The sequence below is a fragment of the Streptococcus infantis genome (genome assembly GCF_047463315.1).
In the GTDB taxonomy this organism is placed as follows: Bacteria; Bacillota; Bacilli; order Lactobacillales; family Streptococcaceae; genus Streptococcus; species Streptococcus infantis_AB.
Window position 1 is genome coordinate 178407 of the sequence record NZ_JASHEB010000001.1, and the last position, 19315, is coordinate 197721.

22 protein-coding genes and 1 other annotated feature are annotated in these 19315 nt (G+C 38.6%); of the genes, 7 read left to right on the plus strand and 15 right to left on the minus strand.

Annotation, left to right across the window (positions count from 1 at the left end):
- Positions 1-1380: a H2O-forming NADH oxidase gene (gene nox / locus QM857_RS00945; protein WP_414274757.1), complete on the minus strand. Its 1380-nt coding sequence runs from the start codon at positions 1378-1380 to the stop codon at positions 1-3.
- A 348-nt stretch (positions 1381-1728) separates the two neighbouring features.
- On the opposite strand from nox, the gene QM857_RS00950 reads away from it, so the two are divergent.
- Genes QM857_RS00950 through QM857_RS00960 form a run of 3 tightly spaced genes read left to right on the plus strand, consistent with a single transcriptional unit; the run spans position 1729 to position 4524 of the window.
- Positions 1729-2619 (plus strand): FAD:protein FMN transferase, encoded by an 891-nt coding sequence (locus tag QM857_RS00950; RefSeq protein WP_414274758.1) that lies wholly within the window; start codon positions 1729-1731, stop codon positions 2617-2619.
- Positions 2620-2653: 34 nt separating this feature from the next.
- A complete protein-coding gene (locus QM857_RS00955; protein ID WP_049495091.1) occupies positions 2654-3259 on the plus strand; it encodes an NADPH-dependent FMN reductase in 606 nt (201 codons plus the stop codon).
- Positions 3260-3276: 17 nt separating this feature from the next.
- On the plus strand, positions 3277-4524 hold the full coding sequence (locus QM857_RS00960; RefSeq protein ID WP_414274759.1) for an NAD(P)H-dependent oxidoreductase: 1248 nt from the start codon (positions 3277-3279) through the stop codon (positions 4522-4524).
- A gap of 82 nt (positions 4525-4606) precedes the next feature.
- Here the strand turns inward: QM857_RS00960 and QM857_RS00965 are convergent, their stop codons facing one another.
- The 7 genes from QM857_RS00965 to QM857_RS00995 all read right to left on the minus strand — a co-directional run bounded on the left by QM857_RS00965 (position 4607) and on the right by QM857_RS00995 (position 10505).
- Positions 4607-4864, minus strand: coding sequence for a DUF896 family protein (locus tag QM857_RS00965; RefSeq protein WP_000187071.1), 258 nt, complete (start codon positions 4862-4864; stop codon positions 4607-4609).
- Between the two features lie 29 nt (positions 4865-4893).
- Entirely contained in the window at positions 4894-6930 is a 2037-nt protein-coding gene (gene glyS, locus QM857_RS00970; RefSeq protein WP_414274760.1) for a glycine--tRNA ligase subunit beta, read from the minus strand.
- A gap of 216 nt (positions 6931-7146) precedes the next feature.
- Positions 7147-8064 carry a glycine--tRNA ligase subunit alpha gene (gene glyQ / locus QM857_RS00975; RefSeq protein ID WP_000038760.1) on the minus strand — a complete coding sequence of 306 codons (918 nt, stop codon included), beginning with the start codon at positions 8062-8064 and terminating at the stop codon, positions 7147-7149.
- Positions 8065-8099: 35 nt separating this feature from the next.
- Positions 8100-8471, minus strand: a complete 372-nt coding sequence (locus QM857_RS00980; RefSeq protein WP_003097717.1) for a GFA family protein — start codon at positions 8469-8471, stop codon at positions 8100-8102.
- A 406-nt stretch (positions 8472-8877) separates the two neighbouring features.
- Positions 8878-9246, minus strand: coding sequence for a 50S ribosomal protein L7/L12 (rplL, locus tag QM857_RS00985; RefSeq protein ID WP_001196964.1), 369 nt, complete (start codon positions 9244-9246; stop codon positions 8878-8880).
- 77 nt (positions 9247-9323) lie between these two features.
- The gene (gene rplJ / locus QM857_RS00990) at positions 9324-9824 is read right to left on the minus strand and encodes a 50S ribosomal protein L10 (RefSeq protein WP_414274761.1); all 501 of its coding nucleotides are present in this window, start codon (positions 9822-9824) and stop codon (positions 9324-9326) included.
- 38 nt (positions 9825-9862) lie between these two features.
- Positions 9863-9998, minus strand: a sequence feature (ribosomal protein L10 leader region).
- A 108-nt stretch (positions 9999-10106) separates the two neighbouring features.
- Positions 10107-10505, minus strand: coding sequence for a hypothetical protein (locus QM857_RS00995; protein WP_414274762.1), 399 nt, complete (start codon positions 10503-10505; stop codon positions 10107-10109).
- A 131-nt stretch (positions 10506-10636) separates the two neighbouring features.
- Between QM857_RS00995 and QM857_RS01000 the strand changes: the two genes are divergently transcribed.
- Positions 10637-11164, plus strand: coding sequence for an ECF transporter S component (locus QM857_RS01000; RefSeq protein ID WP_254804329.1), 528 nt, complete (start codon positions 10637-10639; stop codon positions 11162-11164).
- 11 nt (positions 11165-11175) lie between these two features.
- Complete coding sequence (locus QM857_RS01005) at positions 11176-11691, plus strand: transcription repressor NadR (RefSeq protein WP_414274763.1); 516 nt, start codon at positions 11176-11178, stop codon at positions 11689-11691.
- Here QM857_RS01005 and QM857_RS01010 read toward each other — a convergent pair.
- The 7 genes from QM857_RS01010 to uvrB form a co-directional block, all read right to left on the minus strand.
- Positions 11688-12155, minus strand: coding sequence for an 8-oxo-dGTP diphosphatase (locus QM857_RS01010; RefSeq protein WP_414274764.1), 468 nt, complete (start codon positions 12153-12155; stop codon positions 11688-11690). The two genes, QM857_RS01005 and QM857_RS01010, sit on opposite strands and share 4 nt — an antisense overlap.
- A 19-nt stretch (positions 12156-12174) precedes the next feature.
- Complete coding sequence (locus QM857_RS01015) at positions 12175-12609, minus strand: hypothetical protein (protein WP_414274765.1); 435 nt, start codon at positions 12607-12609, stop codon at positions 12175-12177.
- On the minus strand, positions 12606-13112 hold the full coding sequence (locus QM857_RS01020; RefSeq protein ID WP_414274766.1) for a hypothetical protein: 507 nt from the start codon (positions 13110-13112) through the stop codon (positions 12606-12608). The genes QM857_RS01015 and QM857_RS01020 overlap by 4 nt, the downstream gene beginning before the upstream one ends.
- On the minus strand, positions 13099-13578 hold the full coding sequence (locus QM857_RS01025) for a hypothetical protein (protein ID WP_414274767.1): 480 nt from the start codon (positions 13576-13578) through the stop codon (positions 13099-13101). The genes QM857_RS01020 and QM857_RS01025 overlap by 14 nt, the downstream gene beginning before the upstream one ends.
- 87 nt (positions 13579-13665) lie before the next feature.
- Complete coding sequence (locus tag QM857_RS01030) at positions 13666-14292, minus strand: NAD(P)H-dependent oxidoreductase (protein ID WP_414274768.1); 627 nt, start codon at positions 14290-14292, stop codon at positions 13666-13668.
- A 93-nt stretch (positions 14293-14385) separates the two neighbouring features.
- Positions 14386-14883, minus strand: coding sequence for an N-acetyltransferase family protein (locus QM857_RS01035; RefSeq protein ID WP_414274769.1), 498 nt, complete (start codon positions 14881-14883; stop codon positions 14386-14388).
- Positions 14884-14897: 14 nt separating this feature from the next.
- Positions 14898-16886: an excinuclease ABC subunit UvrB gene (gene uvrB, locus QM857_RS01040; RefSeq protein WP_414274770.1), complete on the minus strand. Its 1989-nt coding sequence runs from the start codon at positions 16884-16886 to the stop codon at positions 14898-14900.
- Positions 16887-17064: 178 nt separating this feature from the next.
- Here uvrB and QM857_RS01045 point away from each other — a divergent pair, with 178 nt between their 5' ends.
- Together QM857_RS01045 and QM857_RS01050 are read left to right on the plus strand one after the other, a co-directional pair.
- Complete coding sequence (locus tag QM857_RS01045) at positions 17065-18510, plus strand: amino acid ABC transporter substrate-binding protein/permease (protein WP_414274771.1); 1446 nt, start codon at positions 17065-17067, stop codon at positions 18508-18510.
- Positions 18510-19250 carry an amino acid ABC transporter ATP-binding protein gene (locus QM857_RS01050; RefSeq protein WP_414272419.1) on the plus strand — a complete coding sequence of 247 codons (741 nt, stop codon included), beginning with the start codon at positions 18510-18512 and terminating at the stop codon, positions 19248-19250. Before QM857_RS01045 ends, QM857_RS01050 begins: the two co-directional genes overlap by 1 nt.
- The last annotated feature ends 65 nt before the right edge of the window (positions 19251-19315 follow it).

Here is a 19315-nt window from a genome sequence, read left to right on the forward strand (position 1 = left end):
TTATTTTTCTGCTGTAAGTGCAGCCATTGTGATGTAGTTGTATGGTTTATTGAAGTGTGGCAAGAAGAATAGGTCTGTCAATGCTAATTTATCAATTGTAACGTGTTCTTGAATTGCAAGTGAGAACATGTGAATTCCCATGCTAATTGCTGAATCACGAGATACCATTTGAGCACCAAGGATTTCACGGCTGTCTTTATCAAAGACGATCTTGATAGCTACTTCATAGTTATCATGTTTCATAAATTCTGGTTTTTGAAGGTCGTTAAATCCAGTTTCAGTTGCGTTGTAACCAGCAGCTTTTGCTTTTTCAAGTGTCAAACCAGTTGAAACCATGTGAAGACCATAGATTGAGATACCGTTTGATCCTTGAACACCGATTCCTTCAAGCTCATGTCCGCAAGCGTTATAAGCACCTACGATACCAGTACGTACCGCGTTTGATGCAAGAGCAATGTAGCTAGTGTCTTTACGAGCATTGTCATAAACAGTCGCACAGTCACCAACAGCATATACACCTGGGATAGAAGTTTCTTGTTTCTTGTCAACAAGGAAAGCACCGTTACGGAAGAGTTCGATCTTACCATCAGCAAGTGCAGTGTTTGGACGGAAACCAACTGCAAGAACAACCATATCCACATCAAATGTTTCTTTATCAGTGATCAAGCGTTCAACTTTTCCTTCGCCCTCGATAGCTTTAACTGTTTGACCAAGTGCCAAACGGATGTTGTGGTCTTCCAAGTTTTTAGCCATCATTTGTGTGAAGTCTTTGTCATAGTATCCGTTCAATACTGTGTCAACGATATCAACAAGGACAACTTCTTTTCCAAGACGTTCAAAAGCTTCTGCAAGCTCAACACCGATGTAACCACCACCTACAACAGCGATGCGCTCAAGGTGTTTGCTCTTATCAGCAAGTTTGTTGATAACTTCTTCAGCATTTTGGTACAATTTAACGAATTGTACGTTTTCAAGAGTTGCTTTGAATTCGCGGTTCCCTTTGACAATTTCAACACCTTCGATTGGTGGCAAGATTGGAGTTGAACCAGTTGCGAAGATCAATTTTTCATATGATTCTTTGTGTTCTTTACCATCTACTTCTGCAGTTACAACCTTGTTGTCGTAGTCGATTGAAAGAACTGGTGAGTTCATGTAAACTTTAGCGCCTTTAGCTTCTAATTTTTCTTTATCAGAATAGAACAAGCCTTCAGGTCCGTCAATTTGTTCACCAATCCAAAGAGCCATTCCGCATCCAAGGAATGAGATATTTGAGTTTTGGTCAAAAACAACGATTTCATTTTCGTTTCCAAAATTATCCAACATTGTGTTGATACATGCAGTTCCAGCGTGGTTAGCACCCACAACTACGATTTTACTCATAAGATAAATCCTACCTTTATTTTTTTATTTACCTTTCAAGTATACCATTATCTGTGAACGTTTTCAAGACTTTTGACTAGTTTGATGCTATTTAAGAAAGTTTTTGAAAGATATATTAATTTGTTTTCAAAGGGTCCTCATTGATTTGGAGGTGTTTTTAATTTTTTAAGCATATTTCTTGACTTTTTGTAAAAAATGATTTGTGAAAACGCTGACTTTATGATATTCTATTTATATGGAAATAAATTATAAATTCTTAATTTCTTATTCATTCAAGATTTGTAGCTATTTCCGAGTGATTTGAAGGGAGCTGATTCTTTGCCTATTAGTTCATTATCTGAGAGATTAATGGGAACTACGATTACTATTTCCTTAGTACATGAACAAGCCGATAATCTTCTCCGTCAAGCTTTTGATTTGCTCAAGGAACTTGAATTCCGCTTCAATGCTAACAGTACTGAATCCGAATTAATGGAAATTAACTATCAGGCAGGTATTGCCCCAGTTAAAGTCCACACTGATTTATTTGAACTGATTTCATTAGGTCTAGAACACAGTCTAGCACCTAAAAGTCATCTCAATATTAGTATCGGGCCTTTGGTTCAAACCTGGCGTATTGGTTTTTCCGATGCAAAGGTTGCAAGCCCTGAAGAAATCGCTTCAGTCTTACCACTAATAGACCCTCATCTTATTAAACTTGATTCAGTCAATTCTACTGTTTTCCTAGAAAAAAAGGGAATGAAAATTGACTTAGGGTGTTTAGCAAAGGGGTACAGTGCAGATAAGGTTGCAGCTTTCTTAAAAGAAAACGGCGTCACTTCTGCTCTTATCAATCTTGGAGGAAACATCCTCACAATTGGGAACAACCAATCAAAAGATGGACGTCCGTGGCAAATCGGCATTCAAAATCCAAATAATCCACGCGGTAATCACCTGATGACCTTGTCTATTACTGGAAAATCAGTGGTTACATCTGGGATTTATGAACGGCATCTTGAAATCAATGGCAAGGATTATCACCACATTTTCGATAGTGAAACAGGCTATCCTATTGAAACGGATTTAGCTAGTTTAACCATAATATCTGACCGCTCTGTTGACGGCGAGATATGGACCACACGATTATTTGGCGAACGTAGCGCATCTATTATGTGGCAAGTCGAAAATATTGATGGTATCGAAGCCATCCTCATTGACAAAGATGGACGCTTAGCTTGTTCATCTGGTATCCAACGATAAATCATTAATAATGCAAAAAGAGAAAGGAAAGCCCATGCTTAAACTTATTGCTATTGTAGGAACTAACTCAAAACGTTCCACAAACCGCCAACTGCTTCAATATATGCAGAAACACTTTGCTGATAAAGCAGAAATCGAATTGGTAGAAATTAAAGATCTACCTGTATTTAACAAACCAGCTGACAAACAAATCCCAGCTGAAGCTACGGAAATCGCTGCTAAAATCGAAGCCGCTGATGGAGTTATTATCGGTACTCCAGAATACGACCACTCAATCCCAGCTGTTCTTATGAGCGCTCTTGCTTGGATTTCATATGGTGTATTCCCGCTTTTGAACAAACCTGTCATGATTACAGGTGCTTCATATGGTACACTCGGTTCATCACGTGCTCAATTGCAACTTCGTCAAATTCTTAATGCTCCTGAAATCAAAGCAAATGTTCTCCCAGATGAATTCTTGCTTTCTCATTCTCTTCAAGCATTTGATCAAAATGGTGACTTGGTAGATCTTGATGTCATCAAGAAATTGGATGCCATCTTTGATGACTTCCGTGTCTTTGTTAAAGTTACTGAGAAATTGCGTAACGCACAAGAGCTTCTTCGCAAAGATGCTGAAGACTTTGACTGGGAAAATTTGTAAGATAGGAGATCGAAAGAATGAAATTTGTTGGACTTGTTGGATCAAACTACGATCAATCATATAACCGCAAACTCTTGGAGTTCATCCGCCGTCAGTTTAAATTTAAATTTGAACTAGAAGTTTTGGAAATCGATGAAGTTCCAATGTTTAACCAAGACGAAAAATGGGATGACAGTTTCCAGTTGCGCCTTCTTTACAACAAAATTACTCGCGCTGATGGTGTGATTATTGCTACTCCTGAGCACAACCACACTATTTCTGCTTCACTTAAGTCTGTACTTGAGTGGCTTTCATTCGAAGTTCATCCATTTGAAAACAAACCAGTCATGATTGTGGGTGCTTCATACTATGACCAAGGAACTTCACGTGCTCAAGTTCACCTTCGTAAGATTCTTGACGCACCAGGTGTTAATGCCTACACATTGCCAGGTAATGAGTTCCTTCTTGGAAAAGCTAAAGAAGCTTTTGACGCAAATGGAAACATTATTAACGAAGGAACTGTTAAATTCCTTGAGTCTTGCTTAGATAACTTTGTCAAATACGTAGGAGTCGTTTCTAAATTGAAAAAACCAAAACCAATTGAACCAGAAGATTTGGATTGTGGAAAACCAATTGCCACAACTATTACAGAGGTCGACCCTGATGATCCAGAATGGGTTGAAAAAGTAGCAGAAATTACAGGTGCTGTTTCAGGTGATACATATGTTAAACTTGACCATGGTATCTTGACAGTTAACCAGATTGATATGTTCTTGAAAGCTATGCCTTTTGAACTAACATACGCTGACGATAACAACCAATTCCTTTACTACAACAATGCTCACCAGGATCCTGACACAATGTTTGCAAAACGTGTCCCATCTCAATCTGGTAGCCGTATGTCAACAGTTCACGGATCACTTCCACCAGCACGTATGAAAAACGTTGAGTGGGTAATCGGAACTCTTCGTAACGGAAACCAAGAATACGTACGTACAATTGTTCCTGGTTCACCTGCAGGTGTTATCAATACTCACAACTACCAAGCTATGTACTATCCTGATGGATCATATGCTGGTATCAATGAAATTGTCTTTAACTTCCAACCATGGCTTGACTGGTACTTGAAAGAAACTGGTCAACGTTTGGTAGGCGGTAGCGGACCTTTTGCTCCTGCTGCTGGAGGTCACGGAGATGCCGATGCTACTTCTGGTGCATCTGACGCTGGAGGACATGGTGATGGTGGTCACGGAGCTGCTGATGCTACTTCTGGTGCAAGTAACTAATAACTAACAAAAAGGAACCCAAAATGGTTCCTTTTTTATAATAGAAATCTCGGTTCGCACACACAAACCGAGAATTTTTTATTTATGAATTCGGATCATCAAGACTACGGCCATGTAAACCTTTTTCGCGTTGTACTTGACGAAGTTTTTCAGGAGTCACATCATTACCATCTTCATCGACGATTTTGATTCCTTCAATGTGATGACGAACTGAACGACGATAGCCTTCGATGTATTCTTCACGAAGTTTGGCTTGTTCTACTTTTTCTTCCGCAGTCAAGCCTTCTGTTTTTTTCTTTTTAGCAAGTTCATTAATACGAGCGATTTTTTCTGGTGTCATATTTGGACCTCCAATCTACTTTTCAATTACTATTTTGTATTAAGAAGGTTAAAAGCAGCCACTGTTTTTGCTTTATTGACAAGTTCAGCTAGAATAGCCAAACGATTATTCTTAACATCAATATCCTCTGCCATAACCATGGTATTGTCAAAGAATGCATCAATCACTGGACTAAGAGGAAATAGTTGTGTTAATTTATCGCTTGCTGAACCTTTCAATTCAAGGCTTTCGACAGCTTGAGCTAGTTCTTTTTCCTGTTCATTTTCAAAGAGGCTAGTATCAACTTTGACTGAGCCTTCTGCTTTTTCCGCTAGGTTAAAGGCACGAGATAATGACTCAACTGATGATTTGTAATCTTCAGTTTTCGCAGCTTCTGAAAGAGCTTCTGCTGCTTCAATCATATCAGAGACAACAAAGTTTGAACTTGCGAGAACAGCTTCTTTAATATCTTTTGCAGTAGAACCCATCATCTTATCAACACGAGCTTTGATGAAGTTAAGCACTTCTTCTTGGTTATCGTAAGTTAAACTATCAAACGATAAAGCATAAAGACTAGCAATCAACTCGTCCATTGGAATATTCCATCCAAAGTCTTCTAAGATTCGAACAATCCCTTGTGTTGCACGACGAAGGGCATAAGGGTCGTTTGAACCAGATGGAATCAAACCAACAGAGAAGAAAGATAAGAGAGTATCTAATTTATCGGCTAGTGCAAGTATTGCTCCAACTTTAGATTCAGGAAGAACTCCGTCTGCTGAGTCTGGAAGGTAGTGTTCTCGAATAGCTTGCGCCACTGTAGCATTTTCACCTGCAAGAAGCGCATACTTCTCACCCATGATCCCTTGAAGCTCATCAAATTCACCAACCATACCGGTTAAGAGGTCAAATTTATAAATGGCTGCAGCACGAGCAAGATCAATAGATTCATCAACTGATAGACCAGCTTTTTCTGCTAGCAGGATAGCAATTTGTCCTGTACGAATCATGTGTTCACGAAGTGAACCAATCTTTTCATGGAAGGTTACGTGTGAAAGTTTAGCAACTAAATCTTCAATCTTGAGTTTTTGGTCTTCACGCCAGAAGAATTCTCCATCTTCCAAGCGGGCAACCAAAACTTTCTCATTTCCTCGAATGACATTTTCCAAGTGATCAGCATTTCCGTTACGAACAGAAATGAAGTTTGGTTTTAGATTTCCTTCAAGATCACGGACAACAAAATAACGTTGATGAGTTTCCATTGAAGTTACTAAAACTTCTTCTGGAACTTCTAGGTATTTAGGATCAAAATTACCCATAAAAGCGGTTGGATATTCGACCAAGTTTAAGACTTCGTTTAAAAGTCCTTCATCAATCTGTACTTGAACGCCTTGTTCTGCTTCAATTTCCTTAATTTGTTCGCGAATCATATTTTCACGTTCAATGCTATCAGCAATGACATAGACTTTGCGTAAGTCTTCTTCGTAACTATCAGCATGACGAATTTCTACTTCATGACCAAGGAAACGATGTCCTCGACTCACTCTGCCTGAATGAATATCTAAGAAATCTAGTTCAAGAGCTTCATCATCCAAAAGCACTGTCAAAGTGTGGACTGGACGGATATATTCAAAAGTATTGTTTGCCCAACGCATGCTAACAGGGAAATTTAAGCTAGCCAAGACTTCTGGAATTCCAGTCAGAACTTCTTCCGCTGGTTTTCCAGCTTCATGCTTAGTTACATAGACGTATTCTTCACCTTTGATTTCACGGAATTCAATGTCATCTACAGTCAAGCCTTTCCCACGGACAAAACCTTGTGCTGCTTTAGAGAAATTTCCTTCTGCATCCAAAGCAATTTTCTTAGAAGGTCCTTTAAAATCTTCAGTCAAATCTGTTTGTTGGTCTGCTAACCCAAGTACACGAACAGCTAAACGACGTGGAGTTGAAAATGTTTGAATTCCTTCATATGAAAGGCGGTTGTCATCCAAGAAGGCTGCCATTTTTTCGCCGAGTTGTTTTTCACTTGGTGTGACAACGTAGGCTGGTAACTCTTCGAGTCCTAGTTCTACTAATAAGTTTTTTGTCATGTTTTTTCCTTTACACAATCAATTAATTTTCTTCAACAAGACCTTTAGTAGTGGGGGACGCAAGCAAACCTTCGGTTTCATTGCTAACTGCCAAGCCTTAAGTCTCGTCAGTTCCCCAATCGGATAAGAAACTTCTTATCCGACTTTCACTACAGCGGTCTTGTTTTATTTAGCGACCTACGGTCGACTTTCAGTCATTTATTCCCGTAATTCTGTCTATTCTTCCTCTTCTGCGAGGAGTTTGGCACGGGTTGCTTCGTCGAGAAGTGGGTATCCGAGTTTCTTACGTTCTGCAACGAAAGTTTTGGCTACTACACGGGCCAAGTTACGGATGCGGGCAATGTAACCAGCACGTTCTGTAACGGATACCGCTCCACGAGCATCAAGCAAATTGAAGGTATGTGAACATTTCAAAACATAGTCATAGGCTGGGTGTACAAGACCCAATTCCAAAGCACGTCCAGCTTCTTTTTCAAATTTTTCGAAGTTTTCAAGAAGCATATCTTGGTCAGAAACTTCAAAGCTGTATTTTGAATGCTCATATTCTGGCTGAAGGAAGATTTCTCCGTATTTAACTCCTGGAGCCCATTCGATATCATAAACTGAGTCTACTTCCTGGATATAGGAAGCTAAGCGTTCCAATCCGTAGGTAACCTCAGCAGTAACAGGACCAGTTGCTAAACCACCGACTTGTTGGAAGTAAGTGAACTGAGTGATTTCCATCCCATCAAGCCACACTTCCCATCCAAGACCAGCTGAACCAGTTGATGGGTTTTCCCAGTTGTCTTCAACGAAACGAATATCGTGTTCCAATGGGTTGATGCCCAATTTTTCCAAAGACTCAAGGTAGAGTTCTTGGATATTTGATGGAGATGGTTTCATAACTACTTGGAATTGGTGGTGTTGGTAGAGACGATTTGGGTTTTCTCCGTAACGACCGTCAGCAGGACGACGAGATGGTTCTACATAAGCCGCATTCCATGGCTCAGGACCAATGGCACGAAGGAAAGTATAAGGACTCATGGTTCCCGCACCTTTTTCGTTATCATAAGCCTGCATAAGCATACAACCCTGATCATTCCAGTATTGTTGCAAAGTAAGGATAATTTCCTGGAAAGTCAATTTTTTAGACATTATTTACTCCTTTAATTTATATTATCTTTTTAGGTTTATTTATCAAGCAACCAAGAAAAAGCTGGGTCCTGAAAAATATGACGTTTAGGAACAGTTTGTAAATTCTGATCGCATTCATCTATTGTACCTAATTTCAAAGCACAGACTTCTGGTATATTTTCTTGAACAGTGAAAATTTGACTATGACAGTTCTGGCAGTAATAACGCTGTTTTCCTGGAGAAGAACTATACGTAACAAGCTTTTCTTTTCCATGCAATACTAGATTTTTACTGCTAACTTTGGCATTAACTGTATAGGCAGACGCAGTTGCTTTCCGACAGAATGAACAGTGGCAAAAAACTAATTCAGATAATTCCTCATCTAGAGTGTAAGTCACTGCTTTACATAAACAAGATCCTTTAAGCATTGTACTCCTTTCTACTTAGGCATTAGACGAATTCAAAAAGAACCGAATTTCAACACCCAAGCCTTGCGACTAGGGGCGTCAGAAACGCGGTTCCACCCTAATTTATTACTTCATTGTTTTTGAAAATACTACAGAAAGCGCCACACTTATCTCTTAACCACCTGACTCTCACTATCTCAGGCTCGCTTAGAATCTACCGATAAGATATTCTTTCTTGCGTCTATTATAACAAAATGCAATTAAAAAGTAAAATTTTTTTATAAGGAATCTCTAATAATTCATCTAAAATAGAAATACTAATCTAACGTCATTCCCTTTTTTGCCCCTTCTAGAACAAAAAGAAAAACCGCTACTCCTAAGAATAGCGGTTTAATCATGTTTTTAAGCTACAAATGTAGTCGCTCTATTATTTAAGAGTAACTGAAGCTCCAGCTTCTTCCAATTTAGCTTTGATTTCTTCAGCTTCTGCAGTTGGAACGCCTTCTTTGATGACACCTGGTGCACCATCAACAAGTTCTTTAGCTTCTTTAAGTCCAAGACCAGTGATTTCACGTACAACTTTGATAACGCCAACTTTTTTGTCACCAGCAGCTGTCAATTCAACGTCAAATGAGTCTTTAGCTGCACCAGCGTCAGCAGCACCAGCTGCAGCAACAGCTACAGGAGCAGCTGCAGTTACACCAAATTCTTCTTCGATAGCTTTTACAAGGTCGTTCAATTCAAGGATTGAAGCTTCTTTAATTTCAGCAATAATGTTTTCAATGTTCAATGCCATTGTTATTTCCTCCAAAATAAGTTTAAATTTTAATTTTTATAATTTTTTGTAGCTAGGCTACGATGCGTAGCTTATGATTAAGCTGCGACTTCTTTGTTGTCTGCAACCGCTTTGACTGCAAGAGCAACGTTGCGCACTGGCGCTTGAAGTACAGAAAGGAGCATAGAAAGAAGTCCTTCGCGGTTTGGAAGAGTTGCAAGAGCAATAATCTCTTCTTTAGATGCGACAGCGCCTTCGATTGCACCACCTTTGATTTCAAGTGCTTCAGCGTTTTTAGCAAAGTCGTTCAAGATTTTCGCTGGTGCGATAACATCTTCGTTAGAAAATGCTACTGCAGATGGTCCAACAAAAACAGATGCAAGATCTTCAAGACCAGCTTTTTCAGCTGCACGACGTAAGATTGAGTTTTTAATAACTTTATACTCAACTTCGCTTCCACGAAGCTCACGACGAAGAACTGTATCTTGTTCAACTGTCAAACCACGAGCGTCTACAACGACGATTGATGCAGCAGCTTTCATTTTCTCAGCTACTACGTCAACTAGTTCCGCTTTCTTAGCAATAATTGCTTCACTCATTAGTGTGTTCACCTCCGTAATTATTTTGCTTGGGGAATTTTTCCAAAAGAAAAACGCGCCCAAACCTAGACACGAAAGTACAATACGCTTCTTTTTACATGATACGTTTTGTCCTCGGTAGGATATTTATGAGTCTAGCTCCCCTACTGTCTTAGGCAGTTTTTTCAAACCGTTTATAAGTATATCACACTTGTTACTTCAAAGCAAGTCTTTTTGTAAAAAAAATGATTATTTTTTATCCTGCTTCTACTAATGTCTATGAGAGAAAATACTTAGATTTTATCATTGAATGGAAAAGATTGGTACCAAGGTAGTATAGATTAAGAGCGCATGAAATGCTAACATTAGGACATGAAATAAAAATGGTGTGGGTTGCGTGATTTGAATATCTTGGCCAGATTTTTGACTGTCTAAAAAAAGTGATAATGACAAGAATAGTAAGATGATTCCATAAATGATGCTAATATGAAAAAGAATCTCACCTATAACAGCAAAATAGAGAAACCCGAAAATAGGAATCGAGAAAATGAATAGTCCTAAAGCTCCAAAGGCAATTCGAATTAAAGAAATTATCAAGAAGATATAAGCTGTAAATGTTGTATATTTCGATACTTTTAATCCTGTTTTTTTCTGCTTAGATATATAATGAATGACAAAAATCGGATATACAATATCTATCATCTTACCTCTCCGCTTTCTAAGATAGTTTACTATAGTTTATCTATTTTTTTCTCAAAAATCAATTTCCCTCTTGACTTGAAAAATAATTTAGTGTACTATACAACTGTATATACACATAAAAAGGAGTTATTATGAATACACAAAAGAAAACCCAATTCATGACTTTAACCGCATTGCTGACAGCTATCGCTATTTTGATTCCTATAGTGATGCCATTTAAAATCGTTATTCCTCCCGCTTCCTACACTCTTGGAAGCCACGTGGCCATCTTCATTGCTATGTTTCTCTCTCCATGGATGGCTATTTTTGTCATTGTTGCTTCTAGTATTGGATTCTTACTAGCCGGTTATCCGATTGTTATCGTACTTCGAGCTTTCTCTCATATCTTCTTTGGAACCCTGGGAGCTTTCTACCTTCAAAAACATCCTCAAACCTTGGACAACAAGAAATCTTCCTTGATTTTTAACTTTGTACTTGGTTTAGTACATGCTATCGCGGAAGTCTTTGCTTGTATCATCTTTTATGCAAGTACAGGAACTGACCTAAAAAACATGTTCTATGTTCTCTTTGTATTAGTTGGTTTTGGAACTATTGTTCATAGTATGATAGACTATTACTTAGCATTAGCTGTTTATAAAGCACTAAAAAAACGCCATTAAGAAAGTAAATCATGACTAAAGACCGAAAAGAAGCGCTTATTCAACTCTTAAAAGAAGCTCAAAAGCCAATGAATGGCCAAAGTTTAGCAGAACATTTTCACGTAACTCGGCAGGTTATTGTTCAGGATATAGCTGTGCTTCGCGCAGATGGAGCTCCTATTCTATCTACTAATCGTGGCTATATCTATAAGGAAAACAAAGCCAATCCTTTTGTTCACAGACTCTTTAAGGTCAAACATAAAGAGGAAGATATGGAGCAGGAACTACTTGCTATCGTTGATAACGGAGGTCGGGTGCAAAATATTCTCATTGATCATCCTGTCTACGGTGAAATCGAAACCCTTCTCAAGTTGAGTTGTAGACGCGATGTCGAGCACTTTTTAAACCAGGTCAAGACGTGTGATTTCCGTCCTTTATCTGAATTGACAGATGGGATCCACTATCACTTAATTGAAGCCGAAAATAAACAAGACCTCCTCTATATTGAGAAGGCCTTGGACAAGTTAGGATATTTGGTAAAAGACTAAAATATTTCCTTTTCCCATCCGTCTTCGGTACGATGACGGTAGAAAAATTCTGACTTATCTGGAGCTTCCATCATCTCCATCAAAGGTAACATATCATAGGCCAGATCCAAATTTGGAATCTGGTCTTTTTGTACCCAGGACACTTCTCCTTCTTCAGAAGATTGGAGAGTGCCCGTAAATTCAGTCGCCTTGTAACAAAAGACAATGTAGCGCTCACCTGTATCTAGCGGCCAATTTTTTATGCCGACAAGTTGAGGATTTTGAATTGTCAGACCTGTTTCCTCGTATATCTCACGAATAACAGATTCAGCAAAAGCCTCTCCGTCTTCGACATGTCCTCCTGGAAAGGCATAGCCAGACCAGTGGTTGGTTTCAGGTGATCGATACTGCATAACCACGCGCTGATTTTCAAGGTCTTCAACCAGGCAAATATTAGTTAAAATGGTTAATTGTGCTCTAGACATAGGACTCACTTTCTAATGTTTAATTTTTTTCTACATACTTAACTTTAGATTTCATAATCAAAGGATTAATCCAGTCATGATATTCATGAATTTCATGGAGTAAGAATCCTCTGTTGATTCTGATTTCATTTTTTTCCTTAATCACATAGTAGTCTAAATTGATAGGCATAGATGAATCTGGAACCGTGGAGAAAAATAAAAATATCATAAACCAGATTATGAGAGCAACGAATCCACTGAGAGCTTGAAAAATCAGATGATGCCATTGAAAGATTCTAGATTTATAAAAGATAGTCCACGGATGGATAAATAAGGTCAAGCAAAGACCAAAGAACCAGAGATTCCACAAGACTGGTGTAAAGGCTAAACCAAAGAGGCCTAAGATAAAATGAATCAGTACAAATACCAGGCACAAAAGATAAATAAACCTAAATACAGTTAGATGTTTCATCATGATTGACTCCTTTTCTTTACAATATATTTCATTACTAGAGTTATAATAAATGCCAAACTGAAAAAGATCAGATAGGTTGCTATAGGAAACCAAATATAGCGGCGATCTAGGGATAAGAGAGATGGCAAAATTCCTTTACTATTTTTCCCACCAATCCCAATAAAGAGATGAACTATTAAACCGATACTATTAAGATAAATAAATAAATCTACAAATCTATTTATTGTCATCCTTGCCCCAGATAAGTCTAGGAACCAATAGTCAAATAACTGATATACCAGACAAAAAAGATTTATATATAGTGGAAAACTATAATTGATATCTCTGTATGGCGAAGGAATAGGAAGACTTTCAAAAATTAGATTCAAACTTAGTCCTATTGCTAGGATAAGACCGAGGATCAAGAAGAATCCTAAAAATTTATGAGAATCTAGCCAGAGCTGAAAACTTTCTCTCCTTGATAAATTCTTTTTTGTATTTGAATATCTTTTATTCTTTTTCATTTGAGTGGATTTTCCTTATTTTCTTATTTTCTTTTTTTCCTTTTTTCTTTTCAATATGCTTGGAAATTAAAATAATCAAAGCAGGCACTAAGAAGAAGGTTATATAAGTAACGATTGGAAACCAGATGTAACGGTGATCTAAGGTTAGCAAGGGAGGAATAGACTTTCTATTTCGACCCATTATTCCGAAAAATGAGTGAAACAACAAACCTACTCCATTTAGGTACAAGAATGGATTTGTAAAATCTTGGAGTCTAGTCATTCCATCGAAATTATCTCTAAAAATACCCTGATAAAGTATATTCACTAAGAATACTAGATTCATAAAAAGTGGAAAGACATAATTAAAGTTTTGATAGGGTTTTGGAAGAAGAGTTGTCCCAAGCAACAAATAGATTATCCCAAAAGCTGATAAGAAAAATATACTACTATCTAATAGAAAAGCTATTTTTGAATGCTGTAACAACCACAATTTTACTTTATCCAGCCAGCTTATTTTTTGATTCGGCTTATAGTGTTTTTTTGATTTTTTTCTCTTTTTTACTATCTTGTTTCATGATAGTTTTTTAACTTCTGCTGCGACCTTTTTGAGATGCTTTTCCCGCATACTAGCGGTATTCACATCCCGTCCAACTTCACCTAGTACGCACACGCGCTTAGTTTTAATTCCACAGTGATTCAAGACCGCATTTTTCAAAACAGAGATACCATAGCTATCTGGAATGTTGATAGGACCCGAAAAGATTTTGTACCACCAAGTGGGTGCCATGGAGGTTGCGTAAATACTGGCTGTTTTCCCTTTTAACAACTTTTTAAACTGCTTGCCTCTGAGGTAATTCCAAATAAAACTTCCCTGGTCATTGGCTGAGTATGCAATCCCTGGAGTAAAGACCCGGTCAATCCAGCCCTTCATAAGGCTCGGCATACTACTCCACCAGATGGGATAAACAAAGATGAAATGATCTGCCCATTGGATTAATTCTTGAGAACGAAGGATAAAAGAATCTTCCTCCATCCGTTTTCGATAGCCATAACGTAAAACCGGATCAAAGTCCTCTTCATTAAGGTTGATGACTTCAAGTTCATGGCGACCTGAGTCAATATTTTCTACAATGGTTTGAAAAATAGCCTGACAGTAACTTTCCGTATCAGGATGCCCATTGATGACTAAAATTTTCATTCGTATTCTCCTTCAAGTCTTTTTTTCGTCAATTTCTTTCATTCTTTATACTTGATTAATTGATAATGGCTCAAAGATTGATAGATACGTCTTTTAGGAATTTATATTTGAAGAACACATCATCCGCAATTCCTTAACAGGTTTTCCAAGTTCAAGTACTTTTTCTTGGCCATCAAAAGTAAAACCCATTTTTTGATAGAAAGCAATGGCTCGCTTATTATCTTTCAATACCCATAAATAAATTTCAGAGAAATGATTGAGAGCAACAAATGCAGCATGTATTAACTGTTCACTCACACCTTTTCCATAGTAATCTTTTAAAACATATAAGGCAATGATTTCACCAGCTTGAATGGCCTCATCACGAAAATTTCCATAGCTGATAAATCCAACGACCTGCTTTCCATCCATCGCAATCAAGGTATTTTCTGGATATTTTTGACTAAAGAATCGACATCTTTCTAATGTCATCGTCTCCTGAAATTCCGCGGGTAAAAGATCGTCATAAGCCTCTCTCCACGTTTGCCAGTGAACGAGAGATTTCCCTTCTATCTCTTCAGGAGTTTCCATTGTTTTAATGATAATCTTCATTCGCTTTATCCTATCTAATCCAACGCCTTGACTTCCAACATCATATCGCGGATTTGCGCTGCTAACTCAAAGTCAAGCACTTCGACGGCTTCTTGCATTTGTTTTTCTAGTTTCTTGACTAGTTCTTTGCGCTCCAATTTGTTGAGGCTATTGATATCAACTTCCTTGTCCTCTTCTTTAGCCACAGTTTTTGTGACAGAGATAAGGTCACGGATTTCCTTCTTAATAGTTTGTGGGACAATGCCGTGTTCTTCATTATAGGCCATCTGAATTTTACGACGACGGGCTGTTTCATCGATAGCTTTTTGCATAGATTGAGTCATAGTATCAGCATACATAATGACATGACCTTCACTATTACGGGCTGCACGACCAATGGTTTGGATCAGACCACGTTCATTTCGGAGGAAGCCTTCCTTATCCGCATCGAGAATAGCAACTAAACTTACTTCAGGTACGTCAATCCCTTCACGAAGGAGGTTAATCCCGACTAAGACATCAAAGACACCTAATCGTAAATCTCGGATAATCTCTGTCCGCTCTAAAGTCTTGATATCTGAGTGCATATACTTGACCTTGATGCCCATTTCCTTGAAGTAATCGGTCAAGTCTTCTGCCATTTTCTTGGTCAAAGTTGTAATAAAGGTACGCTCGTTCTTTTCAACACGGGCATTGAGTTCACCCAAAAGATCATCAATTTGTCCCATAGTTGGGCGCACTTCCACTTCTGGATCCAAAAGACCTGTTGGACGGATGATTTGCTCAATCACGGTGTCCGTTTGTTCCATCTCATAATCTCCAGGTGTCGCTGATACATAGACAATCTGGTGAACATGACTTTCAAACTCTTCCCGACGAAGAGGACGGTTGTCTAGGGCAGAAGGTAAACGGAAACCATAATTCACCAACATTTCCTTACGAGAACGGTCTCCATTATACATCCCCTTGATTTGTCCCATGGTCATGTGGCTCTCATCTATCATAATCAAAAAATCATCAGGGAAGAAATCAAGAAGCGTATACGGAGGCTCTCCTTCGCTTCGTCCATCCATGTGACGGGAGTAGTTTTCGACACCATTTGTATAACCCATTTCACGGAGCATCTCAATATCATACTCAGTACGCTGTTTCAAACGCTGGGCTTCAAGGAGCTTACCTTCCTTCTCAAAGAGAGCTAACTGCTCCTCCAACTCAGCCTGGATCTTAGCAATCGCTACTTCCATGTGGTCATCATTGGTCACAAAGTGAGTGGCTGGGAAAATGGCTAAATGGTCCACTTCACCAAGAACTTGCCCTGTCAAAGCTTCGACTTCACGGATACGATCAATCTCATCTCCAAAGAACTCAACACGAAAGGCATGCTCATCACGAGAGGCTGGGAAAATCTCCACCACATCTCCACGTACGCGAAATCTTCCACGCTGGAAATCAATGTCATTACGCTCAAACTGGATATCCACCAAGTCGTTCAGCAGTTTATCGCGAGAAATCTCAAGACCCGGACGCAAACTTACCACACTATCAGCATATTCCTTTGGAGAACCCAAACCATAGATACAAGAAACTGATGCCACAATGATAACATCATTACGCTCCAAGAGTGCTGATGTTGCTGAGTGACGAAGTTTATCAATCTCATCATTAACAGAGCTGTCCTTCTCAATGTAGGTATCGCTAGACGGAACATAGGCTTCTGGTTGGTAATAATCATAGTAAGATACGAAGTACTCAACAGCATTTTCAGGGAAAAATTCCTTGAACTCCCCATAGAGCTGGCCTGCTAGTGTCTTATTGTGGGCAATGACCAAGGTTGGCTTATTAACTTGCGCAATCACTTGACTCATGGTATAGGTTTTCCCTGTACCAGTCGCCCCCATTAAGATTTGGGCCTTTTCTCCACCCTCGATATTATCCACCAACTGCTCAATGGCCTGTGGTTGATCCCCTGACGGTTGGTATTTGGATACAAGTTTAAATTTGTTGTCTGTAATTCTATTTATCATAATAGCCTCATACACATTTTCTATCCTTCTATTTTACCATAAAAAGGGAAGAGTTTCTGTTTCTCAACAGAGCACTTCACTTTTTTTATGTTATATCTTATGACATGAAAATATAAAATATTTGCCGGATTCAATTTTTTTTGCTATAATTTGAAAATACCCTGAAAGGAGACATCACATGAAGAAAAAAATTCTAGCTTGTTTGCTTATTATATTTCCTATTTTTTCATTAGGACTAGTAAAAGCTGATACCGAGAAAAACAAGTATGTTATCGCCAGTGACTCATCTTTTGCGCCATTTGTTTTCCAGGATTCAAGCAATCAATACACTGGTATCGATATGGATCTAATCAAGGCAATCGCTGAAGACCAAGGTTTTGAAATCGAGATTACCAATCCAGGTTTTGATGCTGCTATCAATGCGGTTCAATCTGGACAAGCAGACGGTATCATTGCAGGTATGTCAGTTACGGATGCTCGTAAAGAAACTTTTGATTTCTCTGATTCTTACTATACAGCAAACACCATTCTCGGTGTGAAAGAATCAAGTACCATTTCTTCTTATGAGGATTTGAACGGTAAGACTGTAGGTGTGAAAAATGGTACTGCTTCACAAACCTTCCTAACAGATAATCAAAGCAAGTACGGTTACAAGATCAAAACTTTTTCTGATGCTGCATCTATGTATGATAGCTTAAACACTGGTTCAATTGATGCCGTTATGGACGACGAACCTGTTATTAAATATTCTATCAGACAAGGACAAAAGTTAAAAACACCAATCGCAGGTACACCAATTGGTGAAACTGCTTTTGCAGTAAAAAAAGGAAGCAATCCAGAATTGCTAGAGAAGTTTAACAAGGGTCTTGCAAACCTTAAGGCAAATGGAGAATTCCAAAAGATTCTTGATAAGTATTTAGCTAGCGATTCTACTACTACAAGTTCAACCGCTGATGAAACAACTATCTGGGGCTTGTTGAAAAACAACTACAAACAACTTCTCAGCGGACTTGGAATTACCCTCTCATTAGCACTTATTTCATTTGTAATTGCGATTTTCATCGGTATAATCTTTGGTATGTTTAGTGTCAGCCCTTATAAATCACTCCGTTTGATTTCAGAGATTTTCGTTGACGTTATCCGTGGTATTCCATTGATGATTCTCGCAGCCTTCATTTTCTGGGGAGTTCCTAACTTTATCGAATCCCTCACAGGTCAACAAAGTCCAATCAACGACTTTGTCGCTGGTACAATTGCCCTCTCCCTAAACTCAGCAGCTTACATCGCTGAAATCGTTCGTGGTGGTATTAAGGCCGTTCCTGTTGGACAAATGGAAGCTAGTCGAAGTCTTGGTATTTCATATGGAAAAACCATGCGTAAGATTGTCTTGCCTCAAGCAACCAAGCTCATGCTTCCAAACTTCGTCAACCAATTTGTTATCGCATTGAAAGATACAACGATCGTATCTGCAATCGGTTTGGTAGAACTCTTCCAAACTGGTAAGATTATCATTGCTCGTAACTACCAAAGTTTCAAAATGTATGCAATTCTCGCAGTCTTCTACCTTGTGATTATCACTCTTCTAACTAGATTAGCGAAACGCTTAGAAAAGAGGATTCAATAATGGCAAAATTAAAAATTGATGTCGATAATTTACATAAACAATATGGGAAAAACAAGGTTCTAAAAGGAATCTCTGTAAAATTCTACGAAGGTGATGTTGTTTGTATCATCGGTCCTTCTGGTTCAGGTAAGTCAACTTTCTTGCGTAGCTTGAATCTCCTTGAGGAAGGTACAAAAGGTCATATTACTGTTAATGGTTATGATTTGACGGATAAAGCAACCAACGTGGACCATGTTCGTGAAAATGTAGGAATGGTGTTCCAGCACTTCAATCTCTTTCCACATATGACTGTCTTGGAAAATATCACTTTTGCTCCTGTAGAACACAAGTTAATGACTAAGGCTGAAGCTGAAAAATTGGGTATGGAACTCCTCGAAAAAGTTGGGCTTGCTGACAAGGCCAATGCCAATCCTGAAAGTCTATCCGGTGGTCAAAAACAACGTGTGGCTATCGCTCGCGGTTTGGCTATGAATCCAGATATCATGCTCTTTGACGAACCAACTTCTGCCCTTGACCCTGAGATGGTCGGCGACGTTCTGAATGTTATGAAGGAATTGGCTGAACAAGGCATGACTATGATCATCGTAACCCACGAAATGGGATTTGCCCGTAAGGTTGCCAATCGAGTTATCTTTACTGCCGACGGTGAATTCCTAGAAGATGGTACACCTGATCAAATCTTTGACAACCCACAACACCCTCGTCTTAAAGAATTTTTGGACAAGGTCCTCAACGCTTAAAAAAACTACAAGGTTTGCCTTGCAGTTTTTTTCTTACTTGTATTGGATTTTTGGATTTTTTAGAA

What these genes read in the sequence shown, in the direction of transcription:
- nox (WP_414274757.1), bottom strand. Translation starts at nt 1,380, where the DNA reads ATGAGTAAAATCGTAGTTGTGGGTGCTAACCACGCTGGAACTGCATGT.
- QM857_RS00950 (WP_414274758.1), top strand. Translation starts at nt 1,729, where the DNA reads ATGGGAACTACGATTACTATTTCCTTAGTACATGAACAAGCCGATAAT.
- QM857_RS00955 (WP_049495091.1), top strand. Translation starts at nt 2,654, where the DNA reads ATGCTTAAACTTATTGCTATTGTAGGAACTAACTCAAAACGTTCCACA.
- QM857_RS00960 (WP_414274759.1), top strand. Translation starts at nt 3,277, where the DNA reads ATGAAATTTGTTGGACTTGTTGGATCAAACTACGATCAATCATATAAC.
- QM857_RS00965 (WP_000187071.1), bottom strand. Translation starts at nt 4,864, where the DNA reads ATGACACCAGAAAAAATCGCTCGTATTAATGAACTTGCTAAAAAGAAA.
- glyS (WP_414274760.1), bottom strand. Translation starts at nt 6,930, where the DNA reads ATGACAAAAAACTTATTAGTAGAACTAGGACTCGAAGAGTTACCAGCC.
- glyQ (WP_000038760.1), bottom strand. Translation starts at nt 8,064, where the DNA reads ATGTCTAAAAAATTGACTTTCCAGGAAATTATCCTTACTTTGCAACAA.
- QM857_RS00980 (WP_003097717.1), bottom strand. Translation starts at nt 8,471, where the DNA reads ATGCTTAAAGGATCTTGTTTATGTAAAGCAGTGACTTACACTCTAGAT.
- rplL (WP_001196964.1), bottom strand. Translation starts at nt 9,246, where the DNA reads ATGGCATTGAACATTGAAAACATTATTGCTGAAATTAAAGAAGCTTCA.
- rplJ (WP_414274761.1), bottom strand. Translation starts at nt 9,824, where the DNA reads ATGAGTGAAGCAATTATTGCTAAGAAAGCGGAACTAGTTGACGTAGTA.
- QM857_RS00995 (WP_414274762.1), bottom strand. Translation starts at nt 10,505, where the DNA reads ATGATAGATATTGTATATCCGATTTTTGTCATTCATTATATATCTAAG.
- QM857_RS01000 (WP_254804329.1), top strand. Translation starts at nt 10,637, where the DNA reads ATGAATACACAAAAGAAAACCCAATTCATGACTTTAACCGCATTGCTG.
- QM857_RS01005 (WP_414274763.1), top strand. Translation starts at nt 11,176, where the DNA reads ATGACTAAAGACCGAAAAGAAGCGCTTATTCAACTCTTAAAAGAAGCT.
- QM857_RS01010 (WP_414274764.1), bottom strand. Translation starts at nt 12,155, where the DNA reads ATGTCTAGAGCACAATTAACCATTTTAACTAATATTTGCCTGGTTGAA.
- QM857_RS01015 (WP_414274765.1), bottom strand. Translation starts at nt 12,609, where the DNA reads ATGATGAAACATCTAACTGTATTTAGGTTTATTTATCTTTTGTGCCTG.
- QM857_RS01020 (WP_414274766.1), bottom strand. Translation starts at nt 13,112, where the DNA reads ATGAAAAAGAATAAAAGATATTCAAATACAAAAAAGAATTTATCAAGG.
- QM857_RS01030 (WP_414274768.1), bottom strand. Translation starts at nt 14,292, where the DNA reads ATGAAAATTTTAGTCATCAATGGGCATCCTGATACGGAAAGTTACTGT.
- QM857_RS01035 (WP_414274769.1), bottom strand. Translation starts at nt 14,883, where the DNA reads ATGAAGATTATCATTAAAACAATGGAAACTCCTGAAGAGATAGAAGGG.
- uvrB (WP_414274770.1), bottom strand. Translation starts at nt 16,886, where the DNA reads ATGATAAATAGAATTACAGACAACAAATTTAAACTTGTATCCAAATAC.
- QM857_RS01045 (WP_414274771.1), top strand. Translation starts at nt 17,065, where the DNA reads ATGAAGAAAAAAATTCTAGCTTGTTTGCTTATTATATTTCCTATTTTT.
- QM857_RS01050 (WP_414272419.1), top strand. Translation starts at nt 18,510, where the DNA reads ATGGCAAAATTAAAAATTGATGTCGATAATTTACATAAACAATATGGG.